General features: G+C 66.5%; 11 protein-coding genes. 5 read left to right on the top strand and 6 right to left on the bottom strand.

Features of this window, described 5'->3' with window-relative positions:
- Positions 1-12: 12 nt before the first annotated feature.
- Both SLQ31_RS28870 and SLQ31_RS28865 read right to left on the bottom strand, forming a co-directional pair.
- Positions 13-1,878, bottom strand: coding sequence for an MFS transporter (locus SLQ31_RS28870; RefSeq protein WP_413643260.1), 1,866 nt, complete (start codon positions 1,876-1,878; stop codon positions 13-15).
- Positions 1,879-2,008: 130 nt separating this feature from the next.
- Complete coding sequence (locus tag SLQ31_RS28865) at positions 2,009-3,259, bottom strand: multidrug effflux MFS transporter (protein WP_413643259.1); 1,251 nt, start codon at positions 3,257-3,259, stop codon at positions 2,009-2,011.
- A gap of 139 nt (positions 3,260-3,398) precedes the next feature.
- Here SLQ31_RS28865 and SLQ31_RS28860 point away from each other — a divergent pair, with 139 nt between their 5' ends.
- Together SLQ31_RS28860 and SLQ31_RS28855 are read left to right on the top strand one after the other, a co-directional pair.
- Entirely contained in the window at positions 3,399-4,139 is a 741-nt protein-coding gene (locus SLQ31_RS28860; RefSeq protein ID WP_319437621.1) for a hypothetical protein, read from the top strand.
- Between the two features lie 169 nt (positions 4,140-4,308).
- Positions 4,309-8,052: a multifunctional oxoglutarate decarboxylase/oxoglutarate dehydrogenase thiamine pyrophosphate-binding subunit/dihydrolipoyllysine-residue succinyltransferase subunit gene (locus tag SLQ31_RS28855; protein WP_319437620.1), complete on the top strand. Its 3,744-nt coding sequence runs from the start codon at positions 4,309-4,311 to the stop codon at positions 8,050-8,052.
- An 80-nt stretch (positions 8,053-8,132) separates the two neighbouring features.
- On the opposite strand, the gene SLQ31_RS28850 is transcribed toward SLQ31_RS28855, so the two are convergent.
- Both SLQ31_RS28850 and SLQ31_RS28845 read right to left on the bottom strand, forming a co-directional pair.
- Positions 8,133-8,588, bottom strand: a complete 456-nt coding sequence (locus tag SLQ31_RS28850; protein WP_319437619.1) for an SRPBCC family protein — start codon at positions 8,586-8,588, stop codon at positions 8,133-8,135.
- Between the two features lie 36 nt (positions 8,589-8,624).
- Complete coding sequence (locus SLQ31_RS28845) at positions 8,625-8,999, bottom strand: DUF732 domain-containing protein (protein WP_319437618.1); 375 nt, start codon at positions 8,997-8,999, stop codon at positions 8,625-8,627.
- A 101-nt stretch (positions 9,000-9,100) separates the two neighbouring features.
- On the opposite strand from SLQ31_RS28845, the gene SLQ31_RS28840 reads away from it, so the two are divergent.
- Positions 9,101-9,931 carry an SDR family oxidoreductase gene (locus SLQ31_RS28840; protein WP_319437617.1) on the top strand — a complete coding sequence of 277 codons (831 nt, stop codon included), beginning with the start codon at positions 9,101-9,103 and terminating at the stop codon, positions 9,929-9,931.
- 4 nt (positions 9,932-9,935) lie between these two features.
- Here the strand turns inward: SLQ31_RS28840 and SLQ31_RS28835 are convergent, their stop codons facing one another.
- Positions 9,936-10,778, bottom strand: coding sequence for a glycine betaine ABC transporter substrate-binding protein (locus SLQ31_RS28835; RefSeq protein WP_319437616.1), 843 nt, complete (start codon positions 10,776-10,778; stop codon positions 9,936-9,938).
- A 23-nt stretch (positions 10,779-10,801) separates the two neighbouring features.
- Positions 10,802-11,971: an NADP-dependent malic enzyme gene (locus tag SLQ31_RS28830; protein WP_319437615.1), complete on the bottom strand. Its 1,170-nt coding sequence runs from the start codon at positions 11,969-11,971 to the stop codon at positions 10,802-10,804.
- Between the two features lie 136 nt (positions 11,972-12,107).
- Here SLQ31_RS28830 and corA point away from each other — a divergent pair, with 136 nt between their 5' ends.
- A complete protein-coding gene (gene corA, locus SLQ31_RS28825; RefSeq protein ID WP_413643275.1) occupies positions 12,108-13,214 on the top strand; it encodes a magnesium/cobalt transporter CorA in 1,107 nt (368 codons plus the stop codon).
- A gap of 365 nt (positions 13,215-13,579) precedes the next feature.
- Positions 13,580-14,975 (top strand): Ig-like domain-containing protein (locus SLQ31_RS28820; RefSeq protein WP_319437613.1); only part of this gene is annotated, 1,396 nt, incomplete at its 3' end.

Here is a 14,975-nt window from a genome sequence, read left to right as displayed (position 1 = left end):
AAATAGGGATTTTCAGTCGCCCACCCGTGAGTGGCGGCCGTAGGTCTCGACGTCGGTGCGCCCGTCGCGGTAGTGGCGGGCAGCCCGCGGCTCGCTCTGGTCGGTGAGGCGATGCCGCGAGCTCGGTGCCGGCTCGGGTGCCACGCTCTCCAAGGATCGGTGATACGCGTCGCCGTCGATATGGAAACCGTTGTGCTGCCACGCAATCACTTCGGTCTCGTCATCGCCCGGGTCTGGTACGGGCACCGGCCGGGCGACCGGCTCGACCACATACTCGACGTAGTCGTCGTCGTCATAGCCGTCGTCATCAAAGCCGTCGTCGTAGGCAGGGATCTCATCGGTGATCTCGGCGTCGGCCTCAGGCGCCGGGCGTGCGGGCCGGGGGCTCAGCCCGCCGAGGACGAACAGCGCCGCGATGATGCCGAACAGCGCGACGAAGGCCGGCAGCAGCATCGACTGCGCCAGGGCAGCCGAGAACGGCTCGTGCAAGAACGAGGGAAGGTTCAGCACGGCCAATTCACTCGCCGATGCATCGGACGGCGCGGACGGCATCTCGTCGCTGATCCGGGACGCCATGAACGCGGCGATCCCCGCACTGCCGAGCACCGAGCCGACCTGCCGCGTCGTGTTGTAAACCCCGGCGCCTGCCCCCGCCAGGTGCGGCGGCAGGTTGCGGGTCGCGGTGGTGGCCAGGGGCGCCCAGATGAACGCCATACCGACGCCCATCGCGATCAGCGGCAGCACCAACCGCCAGATCGGCGTCGTCGGCGTCATGTCGATCGACAGCCACGTCAGGGCGACCGCGACCACCGAGAACCCGAACCCAAGGATCGGCCGGGGATGAGCCCGGTCGACCAATTGGCCCACGAAGGGCGCCAGCACACCGCTGAAAATGGCCATCGGCGCGATCAGCAGCGCCGAGCGCGTCGGCGACAGGCCACACACCACCTGGGCGTAAAAAAAGATCGGCAGCATCATCGCGGTGACGACGAAGCCGATCACCGCGACTCCCACGTTGGACAGCGTGAAGTCCCGGTCGGCGAACATCTGCAGCGGTATCAGTGGCTCGTGGCGGTTGATCGACTGCCAGTACACGAACGCGGTGAAGAACCCGATCCCGGCGACGATGACCGCCCAGATCCATGCCTCCCAGTGGTGGCTCTGACCTTCCTGCAGGCCGAACACGACCAGGAACATGCCGAGGCCGGAGAGCACCACACCCAGCACGTCGAACCGGTGCCGACTGGTCGGCAGTGTCGGGATCAGCCAGACCGCCAGCCCCAAGCCGATCACGCCGACCGGCACGTTGACGAAGAAGATCCACTCCCAGCCCAGCCGGCCGACCAGCACCCCGCCGGCCAGCGGGCCGACCAGAGTGGCCACCCCCGCGGTCGCGCCCCACATGCTCATCGCCACGCCGCGGCGCTCGGGCGGAAAGATGCGGGTGATCGTCGACAGGGTCTGCGGGGTCAGTAGGGCGGCGCCGATTCCCTGCGCGACGCGGGCAGCGATCAGCATGTCGATGGTGCCGGCCAACCCGCACCACAGCGACGATGCGGTGAAGATGGCCAGACCGATGATGTAGAGGTTCTTCGGACCGAAGCGGTCGCCGAGTCGCCCCGCCAGCAGCAGCGGCACCGCGTACGCAAGCAGATAGGCGCTGGTCACCCAAATGACGGTGTCGTAGTCGGTGATCTCCAGCCCGTCCATGATGCTGGGGTTGGCGACCGCAACAATCGTCGAGTCGACCAGGATCATGAAGAAGCCGACCAGCATCGCCCATAGCGCGTGCCACGGATTCGCGGGCACCTCGGCCGCCCCGGTCTGATCGGGGTCCAAGTCCACGTCCGGCGCGGGGCCGGCCATGTGCCTGGTCATGTCGATACCTCACTTCGGCTTGCTGCACAGGTGTCGGCGCGCGCTGTCGAACCGTTGCCGGGCCCCCGCGCCTCAAGCCGTCACGCCGCCGGATCGAGCCTATCGGCCCGCCCGGCGGGACCGTCGGGGGCTAGTGTTCGGCGGCTTCGTCGCCGGTACCCACCGCCAACAACGCCAGCAGCGCGATGGCCACGCCAGCGGTCATCACGACCGCCAGGGCGATCTCGTCGTTGCCCATCAGGCCCACCACCGGCGCGACGACCGCACCCAGGCCGAACTGTGCGGCACCCAGCAGGGCGGCCGCGGTCCCGGCTGCTTCGTGGTGGCGCGACAGCGCGACCGCGGGGGCATTGGGGATGACGAGGCCCATCGTCGCCAGGACGGCCCAGGCCGGGGCCAAGAAGCCGTAGATGCCGCCGGTGTGGGTCACCGACAGCGCGATGAACACCGCGCCTACGACGGTTGCCGCGGCCAGCGCCCACACCAGGATGCGTTGGGGCGAGAACCGGCGCAGCAGCACGACGTTGAGCTGGGTGGCCGCGACGAAGGCGATCGCGCCCGCGCCGAACACCAGCGCGAAGGTCTGCTGATCGAGACCGTGGCGGCCTTGCAGGACGAAGGCGGCGCCGGCGATGTAGGCGAACAGCCCGGCCATCCCGAGCGCGCCTACCAGGACCAGGGTGACGAAGCGCAGATCTCTCAGCAGCGCCAGATAAGTCGACGCGATCGACCGCACCCGCAACGGGCGCCGGTGTGCGCGCGGGAGGGTTTCCGGCAGCGCCAGTGCGGCGACCACGAGCAGCGCACCGGCCAACACGATCAGCACCGCGAACACCCAGTGCCAGGATGCCTTGAGCAGCACCGCCGCACCCAGCGACGGCGCGACGATCGGTGCCACCCCGAGAACCAGCATCAGCCGGGACATCACCGTGGCGGCCTGGCTGTCGTCGAACAGATCACCGACGACGGCGACGGCCACCACCATCGCGGCGGCTGCACCCATCCCCTGCAGCCCACGCGCCACGCTGAGCACCTCGATGTTCGGCGCGAACAGGCACAGCACCGAGGCCAGCATGTGCAGGACGATGCCGGCCATCAACGGGCGGCGCCGGCCCAGCGAATCTGACAGCGGGCCGACGATGAGCTGGCCCAGCGCCAGACCCGCCAACGTGCCGGTCAGCGTCAGCTGCGCCACCGACGAGGACACCCCGAGCTCGTCGGCGATCCGCGGCAGCGCGGGCAGATACATGTCGATGGTCAGCGGCCCCAGCGCCACCATGGCGCCCAGCACAAGGATCGTCCGGAACTGGCTCGGAGCTGCCACCGCCGCGGTCTCGGACGTCGCGGGATGGGTGGCAGTCACAGTCCGGGATGGTGCCATGCAGAACCACAGCACGCGTGATGGATTATTTGTTCCTCCTGCGGCTATCCGCCCCGCGGTGACGGGGATCACCGCAGGGCACCTTTCCTCGGTGATCGTTCGTTAGCCTGGAGGAACGCTGCACTAGGGAAGGCACACCATGAAGGTCCGTCGAGAGCAGTTGCCGGCACGGGTCGAGGACGACGCGACAATGTCCGCGCGGGTGCTCTCCCAGGTAATCGAGCGCAGCACCCGCGTGCAGGCACCGGCGGTCAGGGCCTATGTCGCCCGGCTGCGCCGAGCCCACCCCGAGGCCACCCCCGCCGATATCGTCGCCAAGCTCGAGAAGCGCTATCTGGCCGCCGTGATGGCCAGCGGTGTCGCCGTCGGTTCGGCCGCCGCGGTTCCCGGTATCGGCACGTTGGCGGCGCTGTCGGCGGTGGCCGGCGAGACGCTGGTGTTCCTGGAAGCCACCGCGGTCTTCGTGCTCGCGGTCGCGGAGGTGCACGGCATTCCGCTCGAACAACGAGAGCGTCGCCGGGCGCTGGTGCTGGCGGTCCTCGTCGGCGACGAGAGCAAGGGCGCCATCGCCGATCTGCTCGGCCCGAGCCGCACCAGCGGCGCGTGGTTGGCCGAAGGCGCCGAGATGTTGCCGCTGCCGGCGTTGTCACAGCTCAACACCCGCCTGATGCGGTACTTCGTCAAGCGGTACACGCTCAAGCGCTCGGTGATGGCGTTCGGCAAAATGCTGCCCGTCGGCATCGGCGCCGCAGTCGGCGGCGGTGGCAACCGAATGATGGGCAAAAAGATTGTGAACAATGCCCGCATGGCGTTTGGGCCCGCGCCCACCCGCTGGCCGGTCAGCTTGCACCTGCTGCCGGCGATTGAGCCCGGGAGATAGCCGTTCCCCGACCTGTATCGACCGGTTCCAGGCATGGCGCTGACGTGCTTCGGGAACGCGTGAGAAGGGTTAGCCTTTTAGGCGGCGGCCATGTGTCGGGGGCTGAACAGTGGGGGCAAACCGTCCAAGTGCGGCTTGCCGGACGAAGGAATCGAGGCGAGCAACTGCCGTGAGCAGTACCAGTTCACCATTCGGACAGAACGAATGGCTTGTCGAGGAGATGTACCGCAAGTTCCGCGACGACCCCTCCTCGGTCGACGAGAGTTGGCACGAGTTCCTGGTCGACTACAACCCTGAGCCGACGACCGACTCGGTCGCCGCCGGCAACGGTCAGCCGACCGCGGCGCCGACGTCACCACCGGAACCCGCGCCCGCTCCAGCCCCGGCCAGCTCGGCCCCGGCCAAGACCGCGCCTGCAGGCAACGGCTCCGCCGCACCGGCGGCACCGGCCAAGGCCCCGGCTTCTGCGCCTGCCCCGGCTCCCAAGGCCGCGGCTCCCAAGGCCGCAGCGGCATCGGCAGACAGCGGCGCAGAGACGCAGGTGTTGCGCGGCGCGGCCGCCGCCGTCGTCAAGAACATGAACGCCTCGCTGGAGATCCCGACCGCGACCAGCGTGCGGGCCATCCCGGCCAAGCTGATGATCGACAACCGCATCGTCGTCAACAACCACCTCAAGCGCACCCGCGGCGGCAAGGTGTCCTTCACCCACCTGCTGGGCTACGCGATCGTGCAGGCGGTCAAGTCGTTCCCCAACATGAACCGCCACTACGCCGAGATCGACGGCAAGCCCAACGCGGTCACACCGGAACACACCAATCTGGGCCTGGCCATCGACCTGCAGGGCAAGGACGGTAAGCGCTCGCTGGTTGTCGCCGCGATCAAGAACTGCGAGACCATGCGGTTCGGCCAGTTCATCGCCGCCTATGAAGACATCGTGCGGCGCGCCCGCGACGGCAAGCTGACCGCCGAAGACTTTGCCGGCGTGACAATCTCGCTGACCAACCCCGGCACCATAGGCACCGTGCACTCGGTGCCCCGGCTGATGGCCGGACAGGGTGCGATCGTGGGAGCCGGCGCGATGGAGTACCCGGCGGAGTTCCAGGGTGCCAGCGAGGAACGCATCGCCGAACTCGGCATCGGCAAGGTGATCACGCTGACGTCGACCTACGACCACCGCATCATCCAGGGTGCGGAGTCCGGCGACTTCCTGCGCACGATCCATGGGCTGCTGCTCTCCGACGACTTCTTCGACGAGATCTTCTTCGAACTGGGCATCCCCTACGAGCCGGTGCGCTGGCGCACCGACAACCCCGACTCGATCGTCGACAAGAACGCCCGAGTCATGGAACTCATTGCGGCCTACCGCAACCGCGGGCACCTGATGGCCGACATCGACCCGCTGCGGTTGGACAAGACCCGCTTCCGCAGCCACCCCGACCTGGACGTCAACACCCACGGTCTGACGCTGTGGGACCTCGACCGCGTATTCAAGGTCGACGGGTTCGCCGGCAAGGAGTACAAGAAGCTGCGCGACGTGCTCGGGCTGCTGCGCGACGCCTACTGCCGTCACATCGGTGTGGAGTACACCCACATCCTCGAGCCCGAGCAGCAGAAGTGGCTGCAGGAGCGCATCGAGGTCAAGCACGAAGGCCCGACGGTCGCGCAGCAGAAGTACGTGCTGTCCAAGCTGAACGCCGCCGAGGCCTTCGAGACCTTCTTGCAGACCAAATACGTTGGCCAAAAGCGTTTTTCGCTTGAAGGTGCAGAGACCGTCATCCCGATGATGGACGCGGCGATCGATCAAGCCGCCGAGCATGCCCAGGATGAGGTCGTGATCGGCATGCCGCACCGCGGCCGGCTCAACGTGCTGGCCAACATCGTCGGCAAGCCCTACTCGCAGATCTTCAGTGAGTTCGAGGGCAACCTTAACCCCTCGCAGGCGCACGGCTCCGGCGACGTCAAGTACCACCTGGGCGCCAGTGGCAACTACATCCAGATGTTCGGCGACAACGACATTCAGGTCTCACTGACCGCCAACCCGTCGCACCTGGAGGCCGTCGACCCGGTGATGGAGGGCATCGTGCGGGCCAAGCAGGACCTGCTCGACAAGGGCACCGGCGACGACGGCTTCACCGTAATGCCGCTGATGCTGCACGGCGATGCGGCGTTCGCCGGCCAGGGCGTGGTGGCCGAGGTGTTGAACCTCTCGCTGCTGCGCGGCTACCGCACCGGCGGCACGATCCACATGATCGTCAACAACCAGATCGGCTTCACCACCTCGCCGCAGGACTCACGTAGCTCGGAGTACTGCACCGACGTCGCAAAGATGGTGGGAGCCCCCATCTTCCACGTCAACGGCGACGACCCGGAGGCGTGTGTCTGGGTGGCGCGGCTGGCGGTGGACTTCCGGCAGAAGTTCAAGAAGGACGTCATCATCGACATGCTGTGCTATCGCCGCCGCGGGCACAACGAAGGTGACGACCCGTCGATGACCCAGCCCTACATGTACGACGTGATCGACACCAAGCGCGGCGTGCGCAAGACCTACACCGAAAGCCTGATCGGCCGCGGCGACATCTCGATGAAAGAGGCCGAGGACGCGCTGCGCGACTACCAGGGCCAGCTGGAGCGAGTGTTCAACGAGGTTCGCGAGCTGGAGAAGGTCGCGGTCGAACCCAGCGAGTCGGTCGAGGAAGACCAGATGATCCCGCGCGGCATGACCACCGCGGTGGACAAGGCGCTGCTGGCTCGTATCGGCGACGCGCACCTGGCGTTCCCCGAGGGCTTCAGCGTGCACCCGCGTGTCAAGCCGGTGCTGGAGAAGCGCCGCGAGATGGCCTACGAGGGAAAGGTCGACTGGGCGTTCGGCGAATTGCTGGCGCTGGGAACATTTTTGGCCGAGGGCAAGCTGATCCGGTTCTCCGGACAGGACACCCGCCGCGGCACGTTCACCCAGCGGCACTCGGTGATCATCGATCGCAAGACCGGCGCGGAGTTCACTCCGCTGGACCTGTTGACCGTCAACCCCGACGGCACGCCGACCGGCGGCAAACTGCTGGTGTACGACTCGGCACTGTCGGAGTACGCGGCGGTGGGCTTCGAATACGGCTATTCGGTGGGCAATACCGATGCGCTGGTGCTGTGGGAGGCGCAGTTCGGCGACTTCGTCAACGGTGCGCAGTCGATCATCGACGAGTTCATCAGTTCCGGTGAGGCCAAGTGGGGCCAGCTCTCCGATGTGGTGCTGCTGTTACCGCACGGCCACGAAGGCCAAGGGCCGGACCACACCTCGGGTCGCATCGAGCGATTCCTGCAGCTGTGGGCCGAAGGCTCGATGACCATCGCGTTGCCGTCGACCCCGGCGAACTATTTCCACCTGCTGCGCCGGCACGGTCTGGACGGGGTGCACCGTCCGCTGATCGTGTTCACGCCGAAGTCGATGCTGCGCAACAAGGCTGCCGTCAGCGATATCCGGGACTTCACCGAGCAGAAGTTCCGGTCGATCCTGGAGGAGCCGACCTACACCGACGGCGAGGGCGACCGCGACAAGGTCACCCGAATCCTGTTGACCAGCGGCAAGATTTACTACGAACTGGTCGCGCGCAAGGAGAAGGACAAGCGTGACGACGTCGCGATCGTGCGGATCGAGCAGCTGGCCCCGTTGCCCAAGCGTCGGCTGAGCGCCACGCTCGACTCGTACCCGAACGCCGGCGAGTTCTTCTGGGTGCAGGAAGAACCGGCCAACCAGGGCGCCTGGCCGACGTTCGGACTCACCTTGCCAGAGTTGTTGCCGGAGAAGCTGACCGGGATCAAGCGGATCTCGCGCCGCGCAATGTCGGCGCCGTCGTCGGGCTCGTCGAAGGTGCATGCCGTCGAGCAGCAGGAGATCATCGACGAGGCGTTCGGGGACTAGCCGAGGGCGTCGACGGTGGGGGTTTTCGAGGTGAAATCGCAATATTTCGACGACTACCCGCACGTTCGGCGGTGGAGTGCTCAGAGCGCGGCGGCGTGCGCCTTCAACGACTCGAGGGTGCGTCCGCTCTCGGCGCGGAACGCACGGACGAAGACCGGGGCAAACACCTTGAGGTGGGCGGGCAGCGTGAGTGCGCACACCCGTCGGACATGCGTCGTGGTCGGACCGTGCGGTGTCAGCGTGTAGCGCAGCGTGATGTCGAGGACGCCGGCGTGCATTTTGAGTGTCATCGGCTGGTGAAACGTGACCGCGGTGGGCGGATCGAATTCAGTGATCACACCATTGCGCACCCCGAGCGGTCCCGGCTCACGATAGGTCGTGCCCTTGGCCACCGGGCCGGCCGAGATGTCCTCGGTGCCCTTGAAGGCCGACGACGGCGACAGCCAGCTGCCCTGGCCGCGCAGATCGGTGATGACGTCGAATATGTGCTGAGCCGCGCGGCCGATATCGGCCTCGCAAGCTAGCTCAATGGCCATGAGGGGGACGGTAGATCCCAGGGGAAGACCGCGCGGCTAAAAGCCGAGGTTGCCCAGGAACGGCAGCGGGAACGGCGTCTGCCCGTTGGCCAGGTCCTGCACGGCGCGCGGGCAGAAGAACGAGACCGCGAGGCCGGTGAACATGGTGGCCGCACCCAACGGCCGGCCCAGGCGGTCGGCCACGGTGGATGCGATATCGGCGCTGTTCTGGCTGCGATCGGCGAGCAGCGGGCAGACCGACTGCCCCAGCTCAACGGCTTGTCCTGGGTCGATCCCGGTGATGCCGGCACTGGTCAGCGAGTTCAGGAAATCGTCGGTGGTGGTGTCGGCCTGGGCGGGCGCCGCCAGCGCCATCCCGCCGGCGATCAAACCAGCGGCCACTACCGCGCTGGCCGTACGGCGAAACATCATGTTGTAAGCATCGCGGACGGGTATCCCCCTGTTACCCGCGGGTGGCAACCCGATACCCTTGGTCCCACTAAACACACGTCAAACAACTCGGAGGAGCGTTCATGCAGGGGTTTGCCGGGAAGGTAGCGGTCGTGACCGGCGCCGGGTCGGGCATCGGCCAGGCATTGGCGATCGAGCTGGGTCGATCGGGCGCCAAACTCGCCATCAGCGATATCGACACCGAGGGTCTTGCGGTGACCGAGGAGCGCCTCAAGGCGATCGGCGTCGAGGTCAAGGCGGATCGCCTGAACGTCACCGAGCGGGAGTCCTTCCAGGCCTACGCCGACGGCGTCAAGGCGCACTTCGGCAAGGTCAACCAGATCTACAACAACGCCGGGATCGCGTTCTGCGGCGATGTCGAGATCAGCCAGTTCAAAGAGATCGAACGGGTGATGGACGTCGACTTCTGGGGCGTCGTCAACGGCACCAAGGTCTTTCTGCCCTACCTCATCGAGTCCGGTGACGGCCACGTCGTCAACGTCTCCAGCCTCTTCGGGATCTTCTCGGTGCCCGGTCAGGCCGCCTACAACGCGGCCAAGTTCGCCGTTCGCGGATTCACCGAGGCGCTGCGCCAAGAGATGATCCTGGCCAAGCACCCCGTCAAGGTGACGACAGTGCACCCGGGCGGGATCAAAACCGCCATCATGCGAAATTCCACCGCAGCCGACGGACTCGACCTGCCCGCGTTGACGCAGGCGTTCGACAAGAAACTTGCCAGGACGACGCCGGAACGCGCCGCGCTCATCATCCTCGACGCGGTCCGCATGAACAAAGCCCGCGTGCTGGTCGGCGCCGATGCCAAGATCCTCGACGTGATCGTCCGGATCACCGGCTCGGGCTATCAGAAGCTGTTCTCCACGGTGCTTCCCAAGCTCGCCCCACCGATGCGCTAAACCCCTAGCGGCCCAACGGGTGTGCCGATAGCCAGTCTTCGGCGACGGACCGCGGATCGCGGCCCTCGGCCACGTGTTGGCGCATGTCGACCAGGGAGCCGGTGTCCAGCACACCGGCAAGTTCGTTGAGTGCGCGGACCTGCTGTTGGTCGAGTTCGTTGCGCCGATAGAGCGGCACGATGTTCTCGGCCATCACCAACGCGGGCTTGCGATCGGCGAGCACGACGAGCTCACTGGGTATGCCGGTGTCGGCGGTGCTCGTCCAACCGGCAGTGATGTCCCCGGCCCGCAGCGCCTCGAACATCGTTTTCTGGTCGGGGAATTCGTGCGCTGGCGCCCATGTGCAGCCGCCCACCGCGGTCGGCAGCTGCCCACGCGCGTTCGCGACAATGCCGACCCGCAGCCCCGCACAATGACTCACCAACGCGGTGAGGTCGCGGCTACCCCACGCCGTGGCGGTCGCGTCGGTGACCACCAGCGCGGGCTTGTCCTCGGCCGAGGTGGTGTAATCGCCGGCGGCGACGCCCTCCGGCAACACCCCGACCATCGCGCGATACACCTGAGTATCCGACCGGGCCGTCGTGTCAGGGGCGAACTTCTGCAGCAGCCGACCGGTGAACCCCGGCACCACACTGACCGCGCCGGAATCCAGCGCCGCCAGCGGATCGTCGACGATCTGCACGTGTGCGGCGCTGCCATAGGAGCGCAGCGCCGCCGCATACAAATGAGCAAGCAGGGTCATCTCCGGATCGGCCGTCGCACCGACGCCCAACGAAGGAGCCGGCGCCGGCGATCCGCACGCCACGACCACCAGAGCCAGCAGTACCAGCACCAGCCGGCGAAACATCGTCGGCCTCAACAGGTTTCGCCTTAGGCTTTGGACGCCGCGGCCACCGCCGCAGCGACGGCGGGCCCGACCCGGGGGTCCAGCGGGCTCGGCACGATGTGGTCGGCCGCCAAGTCGTCGCCGACGACGGAGAAGATCGCCTCTGCCGCTGCGACTTTCATCTTCTCGGTGATGCGTCGCGCGCCGGCGTCGAGCGCACCGCGGAACACCCCGGGGAACGCCAGAACATTGTTGATCTGGTTGGGAAAGTCGCTTCGGCCGGTCGCGACGACGGCAGCATGCTTGCGCGCCGCGTCCGGGTGAATCTCGGGATCCGGGTTGGACATCGCGAACACGATGCCTCCCGGCGTCATCGTCGCGATCAACTCCTCGGGCACGAGTCCGGCCGAGACCCCCATGAATGCGTCCGCGCCATTGAGCGCCTCGGCGATCCCACCAGTGAGCCCCCGAGGGTTGGTCCGCGTCGCGAGCTCTGCCTTGACCGAGTTCATGTCGTCGCGGCCGGTGTGCAAGATGCCCTGACTGTCCAGCACGGTGATGTCGGTGATGCCCGCAGCCAGCAGGATGTTTGTGCACGCGACGCCCGCGGCACCCGCACCCGACATGACCACCTTCAGCGTGTGCATGTCGCGATCGAGAAACTTGGTGGCGCCCAGCAGCGCGGCGAGTACGACGATCGCGGTGCCGTGCTGGTCGTCGTGCATGACCGGGCAGTCCAGTGCCTCGATCAGGCGCTGCTCGATCTCGAAGCATCGGGGCGCGGAGATGTCCTCGAGGTTGACGGCACCAAACGTCGGGCGCAACCGGATGATCGTCTCGACGATCTCGTCAGGATCCTTCGTGTCGAGCACGATCGGGATCGAGTCCAGGCCGCCGAACGTCTTGAACAGCGCGGACTTGCCCTCCATCACCGGAAGCGACGCGGCGGGACCGATGTCGCCGAGGCCGAGGACGGCGGTGCCGTCGCTGATCACCGCGACCAGGCGATTGGCCCAGGTGTACTTCTTGGCCAGGGTGTGGTCGGACGCGATCGCGCGGCTGACCTGGGCTACGCCGGGGGTGTACGCGATCGACAGGGCGCGCTGGGTATCCAGCGGCGCCTTCAGTTCCACGGACAGCTTCCCGCCGACGTGTGCGGCGAAGATCTCTTCGTCGTCGATAACGACGCGGGGAGTACTCACTGTTTCGGACACGGCGTCAGGGTACTCGCCCCCGAAACCTCACTGAGCAGGGTTCCCCCGCAGTGAACTGAGCCCGTAAAGCTACTGGCGCGTAGCATTTCCGGTCGGGCCCCACCGGGCCATCACCCGCCGCGTGAGGGGAGGTCGCATCATGCCGTCATTCCGCGCTCGACCGCAGGCACTGTTGGGCGGAAGTCGCTCCCAACCCACCCCCATCGACGCCAAGCGCATCCACGTCCCCGTCGCACGGGCCATGGTCGACTGCGCCATCTACGTCGACGGCAGCCGCCTGGCAGGCAAGTACACGCACGCCGCCGCGTTAGCCAAGGTTCACGAACTGGAGGCCGCCGGGCAGAAGGCGTTTGTCTGGATCGGCCTGCACGAACCCGACGAACACCAGATGGAAGTGGTGGCAGAGGTGTTCGGACTGCATCCGCTGGCAGTCGAAGACGCGGTGCACGCCCATCAGCGCCCCAAGGTCGAACGGTACGACAACACCCTGTTCCTGGTTCTCAAGACGGTGACCTACGTGCCGCACGAGTCAGTGGCGCTGGCCCATGAAATCGTTGAGACCGGTGAGATTATGGTGTTCGTCGGAGCCGACTTTGTGGTGACCGTGCGCCACGGCGACCACACCGGGCTGGCCGGGCTGCGTAAGCAACTGGAAGACGAGCAGGAGCATCTGGCCCGTGGCCCGTACGCGGTCATGCACGCCATCGCCGATCACGTCGTCGACACCTACCGCGACGTCAGCGAGCTGATGGAATGCGACATCGACGCCGTCGAGTCGGAGACGTTCTCGCCGCTGAAGAAGACCGACATCGAGCCGATCTACCTCCTCAAGCGCGAAGTCGTCGAATTGCGACGCGCTGTGTCGCCACTGACCGTGGCGCTGGCACGGTTCAACGTCGAATTCAAGGACCTGGTGTCGAAGGAAATCCTGCGCTACATGCGGGACGTGCTGGACCACCAGACCCAGGCCGCGGATCGCATCGCTTCCTACGACGAGATGCTGTCGTCGCTGGTGCAGGCCGCCCTAGCCAAGGTCGGCATGCAGCAGAACGTGGACATGCGCAAGATCTCGGCGTGGGTGGCGATCGCGGCGGTACCCACGATGATCGCCGGTATCTACGGGATGAACTTCGAGCACATGCCGGAGTTGAGCTGGACGTGGGGCTATCCGGCGGTACTGCTATTGATGGCGACAGCGTGCGGATTCCTGTACCACAATTTCCGCCGAAACCACTGGCTGTAGAACGGCTTTCAGCCTTAGCCGCAGCAATCGCGGCGGTGCCGTCGGGCGTCGCGAGCTTGCAGTGTTGCGCCGGGCCCAAATCAGCATGGCAGCAATAGGTCTGGATGGTCTTGAATCCTTGGAGACCGCTGCCAATCGCGGCACAGGGCACACCGTAGATTCCCGCACAACTCTTAGCCGTGTCCGTCCCATCGTTTGCCATCCTAACGAGCCAGCGCCGCCATGTGCCAGCACTCAACGGGCCTTTCGTGGCGCAGGCCTGCGGAATGAAAAGTTGCTGAGTTATTAGCCGTAAAGGTCACGGAACGGCAACGACTGTGGCTAAATACGAAACATCGCTTTCAGCAAACACTCAGGGAGCAGCCGTGGGCGTCTCATCGAGGAAGCAGTCACTGGGGCGAGGTCGTGGGCATGGGCGTGAGCTCCCGGTGTTGCGATGGCTTCAGATCGGCACGGCAGCAACGGGTTTGAGCATGGCGTTGCTGGCCGCACCGGCAATCGCCCACGCTGATGAGGGCGGCACCCCGGGCGGCAATGCGACCAAGACCGCCGACTCCACGCGTGGCCCCGCCGGGCCGCGGGTGCGCAGCAGCGCCCCGAAGTCCCCGAACTCATCGAGCCGGCCCGCCGCCAAACGCGTACCGCCGACCCCACGCACCAAGATCATCGCTGAGACCACCACCGGCGCAAGCCAATCCCCCGCCACCACGACCGAGACTGACAACCCTCCGGTTCAAACACCCACCAGCCAGGCCGTAGTCACTCTCGCCCGGGCCTTCCCCGCACCGGTCAGTGCTCCGGTGACCCTGCGCGCGATCCTCACCGAACCGTTGAGCTGGCTCGGACTGGACAAACTGGGCGGCCCCAAACTCCCCATCCCGGCACTACCGGTGCCAGATCTCGTCGAAGCAGCTTGGGTCGGCACCCGGCGCCTCCACTACACGTTCTTCAACTCCACCCCGACCGTGACCGCACACGCCTACACCACTGATCCCACCACCGGGATCATCACCGGTGACCTCGATGCCGTCGACCTCGACGGCGACACCGTGCACTACCGCATCACCAAACCGCCGGCCTACGGCTACCTCACCATCGATGACAACGGCACCTACACGTACACCCCCGAGCCCGCCTCCGCCCCTAGCGGCGGGATCGACACCTTCACCATCACCGTCAAGGACGAAGTCGGCAACCCGTTCCACATCCATACCCTCACCGAACTCGCCGGCGGCCTCGCCGAAGCCGCCTACCGACTCGGATTGGCCCCCAAACCCCGCGCCTCCTGGGATTCCGAAACCGTTACCGTGCTCCTCGGCCCCGTCAACCACGCACCCGAACTCACCGCCGACCTCGGGACGGCCGACGTCGCCACCGGCACACGCAAGATCACCGTCACCGCCACCGATCCTGACGCCGACCCGGTCACCATCACCACATCGACAGCCGCGCACGGCACCCTGGTCAACAACAACGACGGCACCTACACCTACACGCCCACAACAGGATTCGCCCACACCGGCGGCACCGAAACCATCACCTTCACCGCCACCGACAGCTACGGCGCCACCACCCAGACCCCCGTCACCGTCGCCACCGCACCCATCAACTCTGGACCCGGCCTGACCACCAACCTCGGGACCGCCGACATCGCCACCGGCACACGCAAGATCACCGTCACGGCCGCTGACCCCGACGGCGATCCCGTCACCATCACCACATCGACAGCCGCACACGGCACCCTGGTCAACAACAACGACG

The sequence above is a fragment of the Mycobacterium sp. RTGN5 genome (genome assembly GCF_033804465.1).
Lineage (GTDB): Bacteria > Actinomycetota > Actinomycetes > Mycobacteriales > Mycobacteriaceae > Mycobacterium.
The sequence above is the reverse complement of the archived record's forward strand: the minus strand, read 5'-3'. Positions and strand labels throughout refer to the sequence as shown.

What these genes read in the sequence shown, in the direction of transcription:
- SLQ31_RS28850 (WP_319437619.1), bottom strand. Translation starts at nt 8,588, where the DNA reads ATGGCCATTGAGCTAGCTTGCGAGGCCGATATCGGCCGCGCGGCTCAG.
- SLQ31_RS28860 (WP_319437621.1), top strand. Translation starts at nt 3,399, where the DNA reads ATGAAGGTCCGTCGAGAGCAGTTGCCGGCACGGGTCGAGGACGACGCG.
- SLQ31_RS28845 (WP_319437618.1), bottom strand. Translation starts at nt 8,999, where the DNA reads ATGATGTTTCGCCGTACGGCCAGCGCGGTAGTGGCCGCTGGTTTGATC.
- SLQ31_RS28835 (WP_319437616.1), bottom strand. Translation starts at nt 10,778, where the DNA reads ATGTTTCGCCGGCTGGTGCTGGTACTGCTGGCTCTGGTGGTCGTGGCG.
- SLQ31_RS28840 (WP_319437617.1), top strand. Translation starts at nt 9,101, where the DNA reads ATGCAGGGGTTTGCCGGGAAGGTAGCGGTCGTGACCGGCGCCGGGTCG.
- SLQ31_RS28865 (WP_413643259.1), bottom strand. Translation starts at nt 3,259, where the DNA reads ATGGCACCATCCCGGACTGTGACTGCCACCCATCCCGCGACGTCCGAG.
- SLQ31_RS28870 (WP_413643260.1), bottom strand. Translation starts at nt 1,878, where the DNA reads ATGACCAGGCACATGGCCGGCCCCGCGCCGGACGTGGACTTGGACCCC.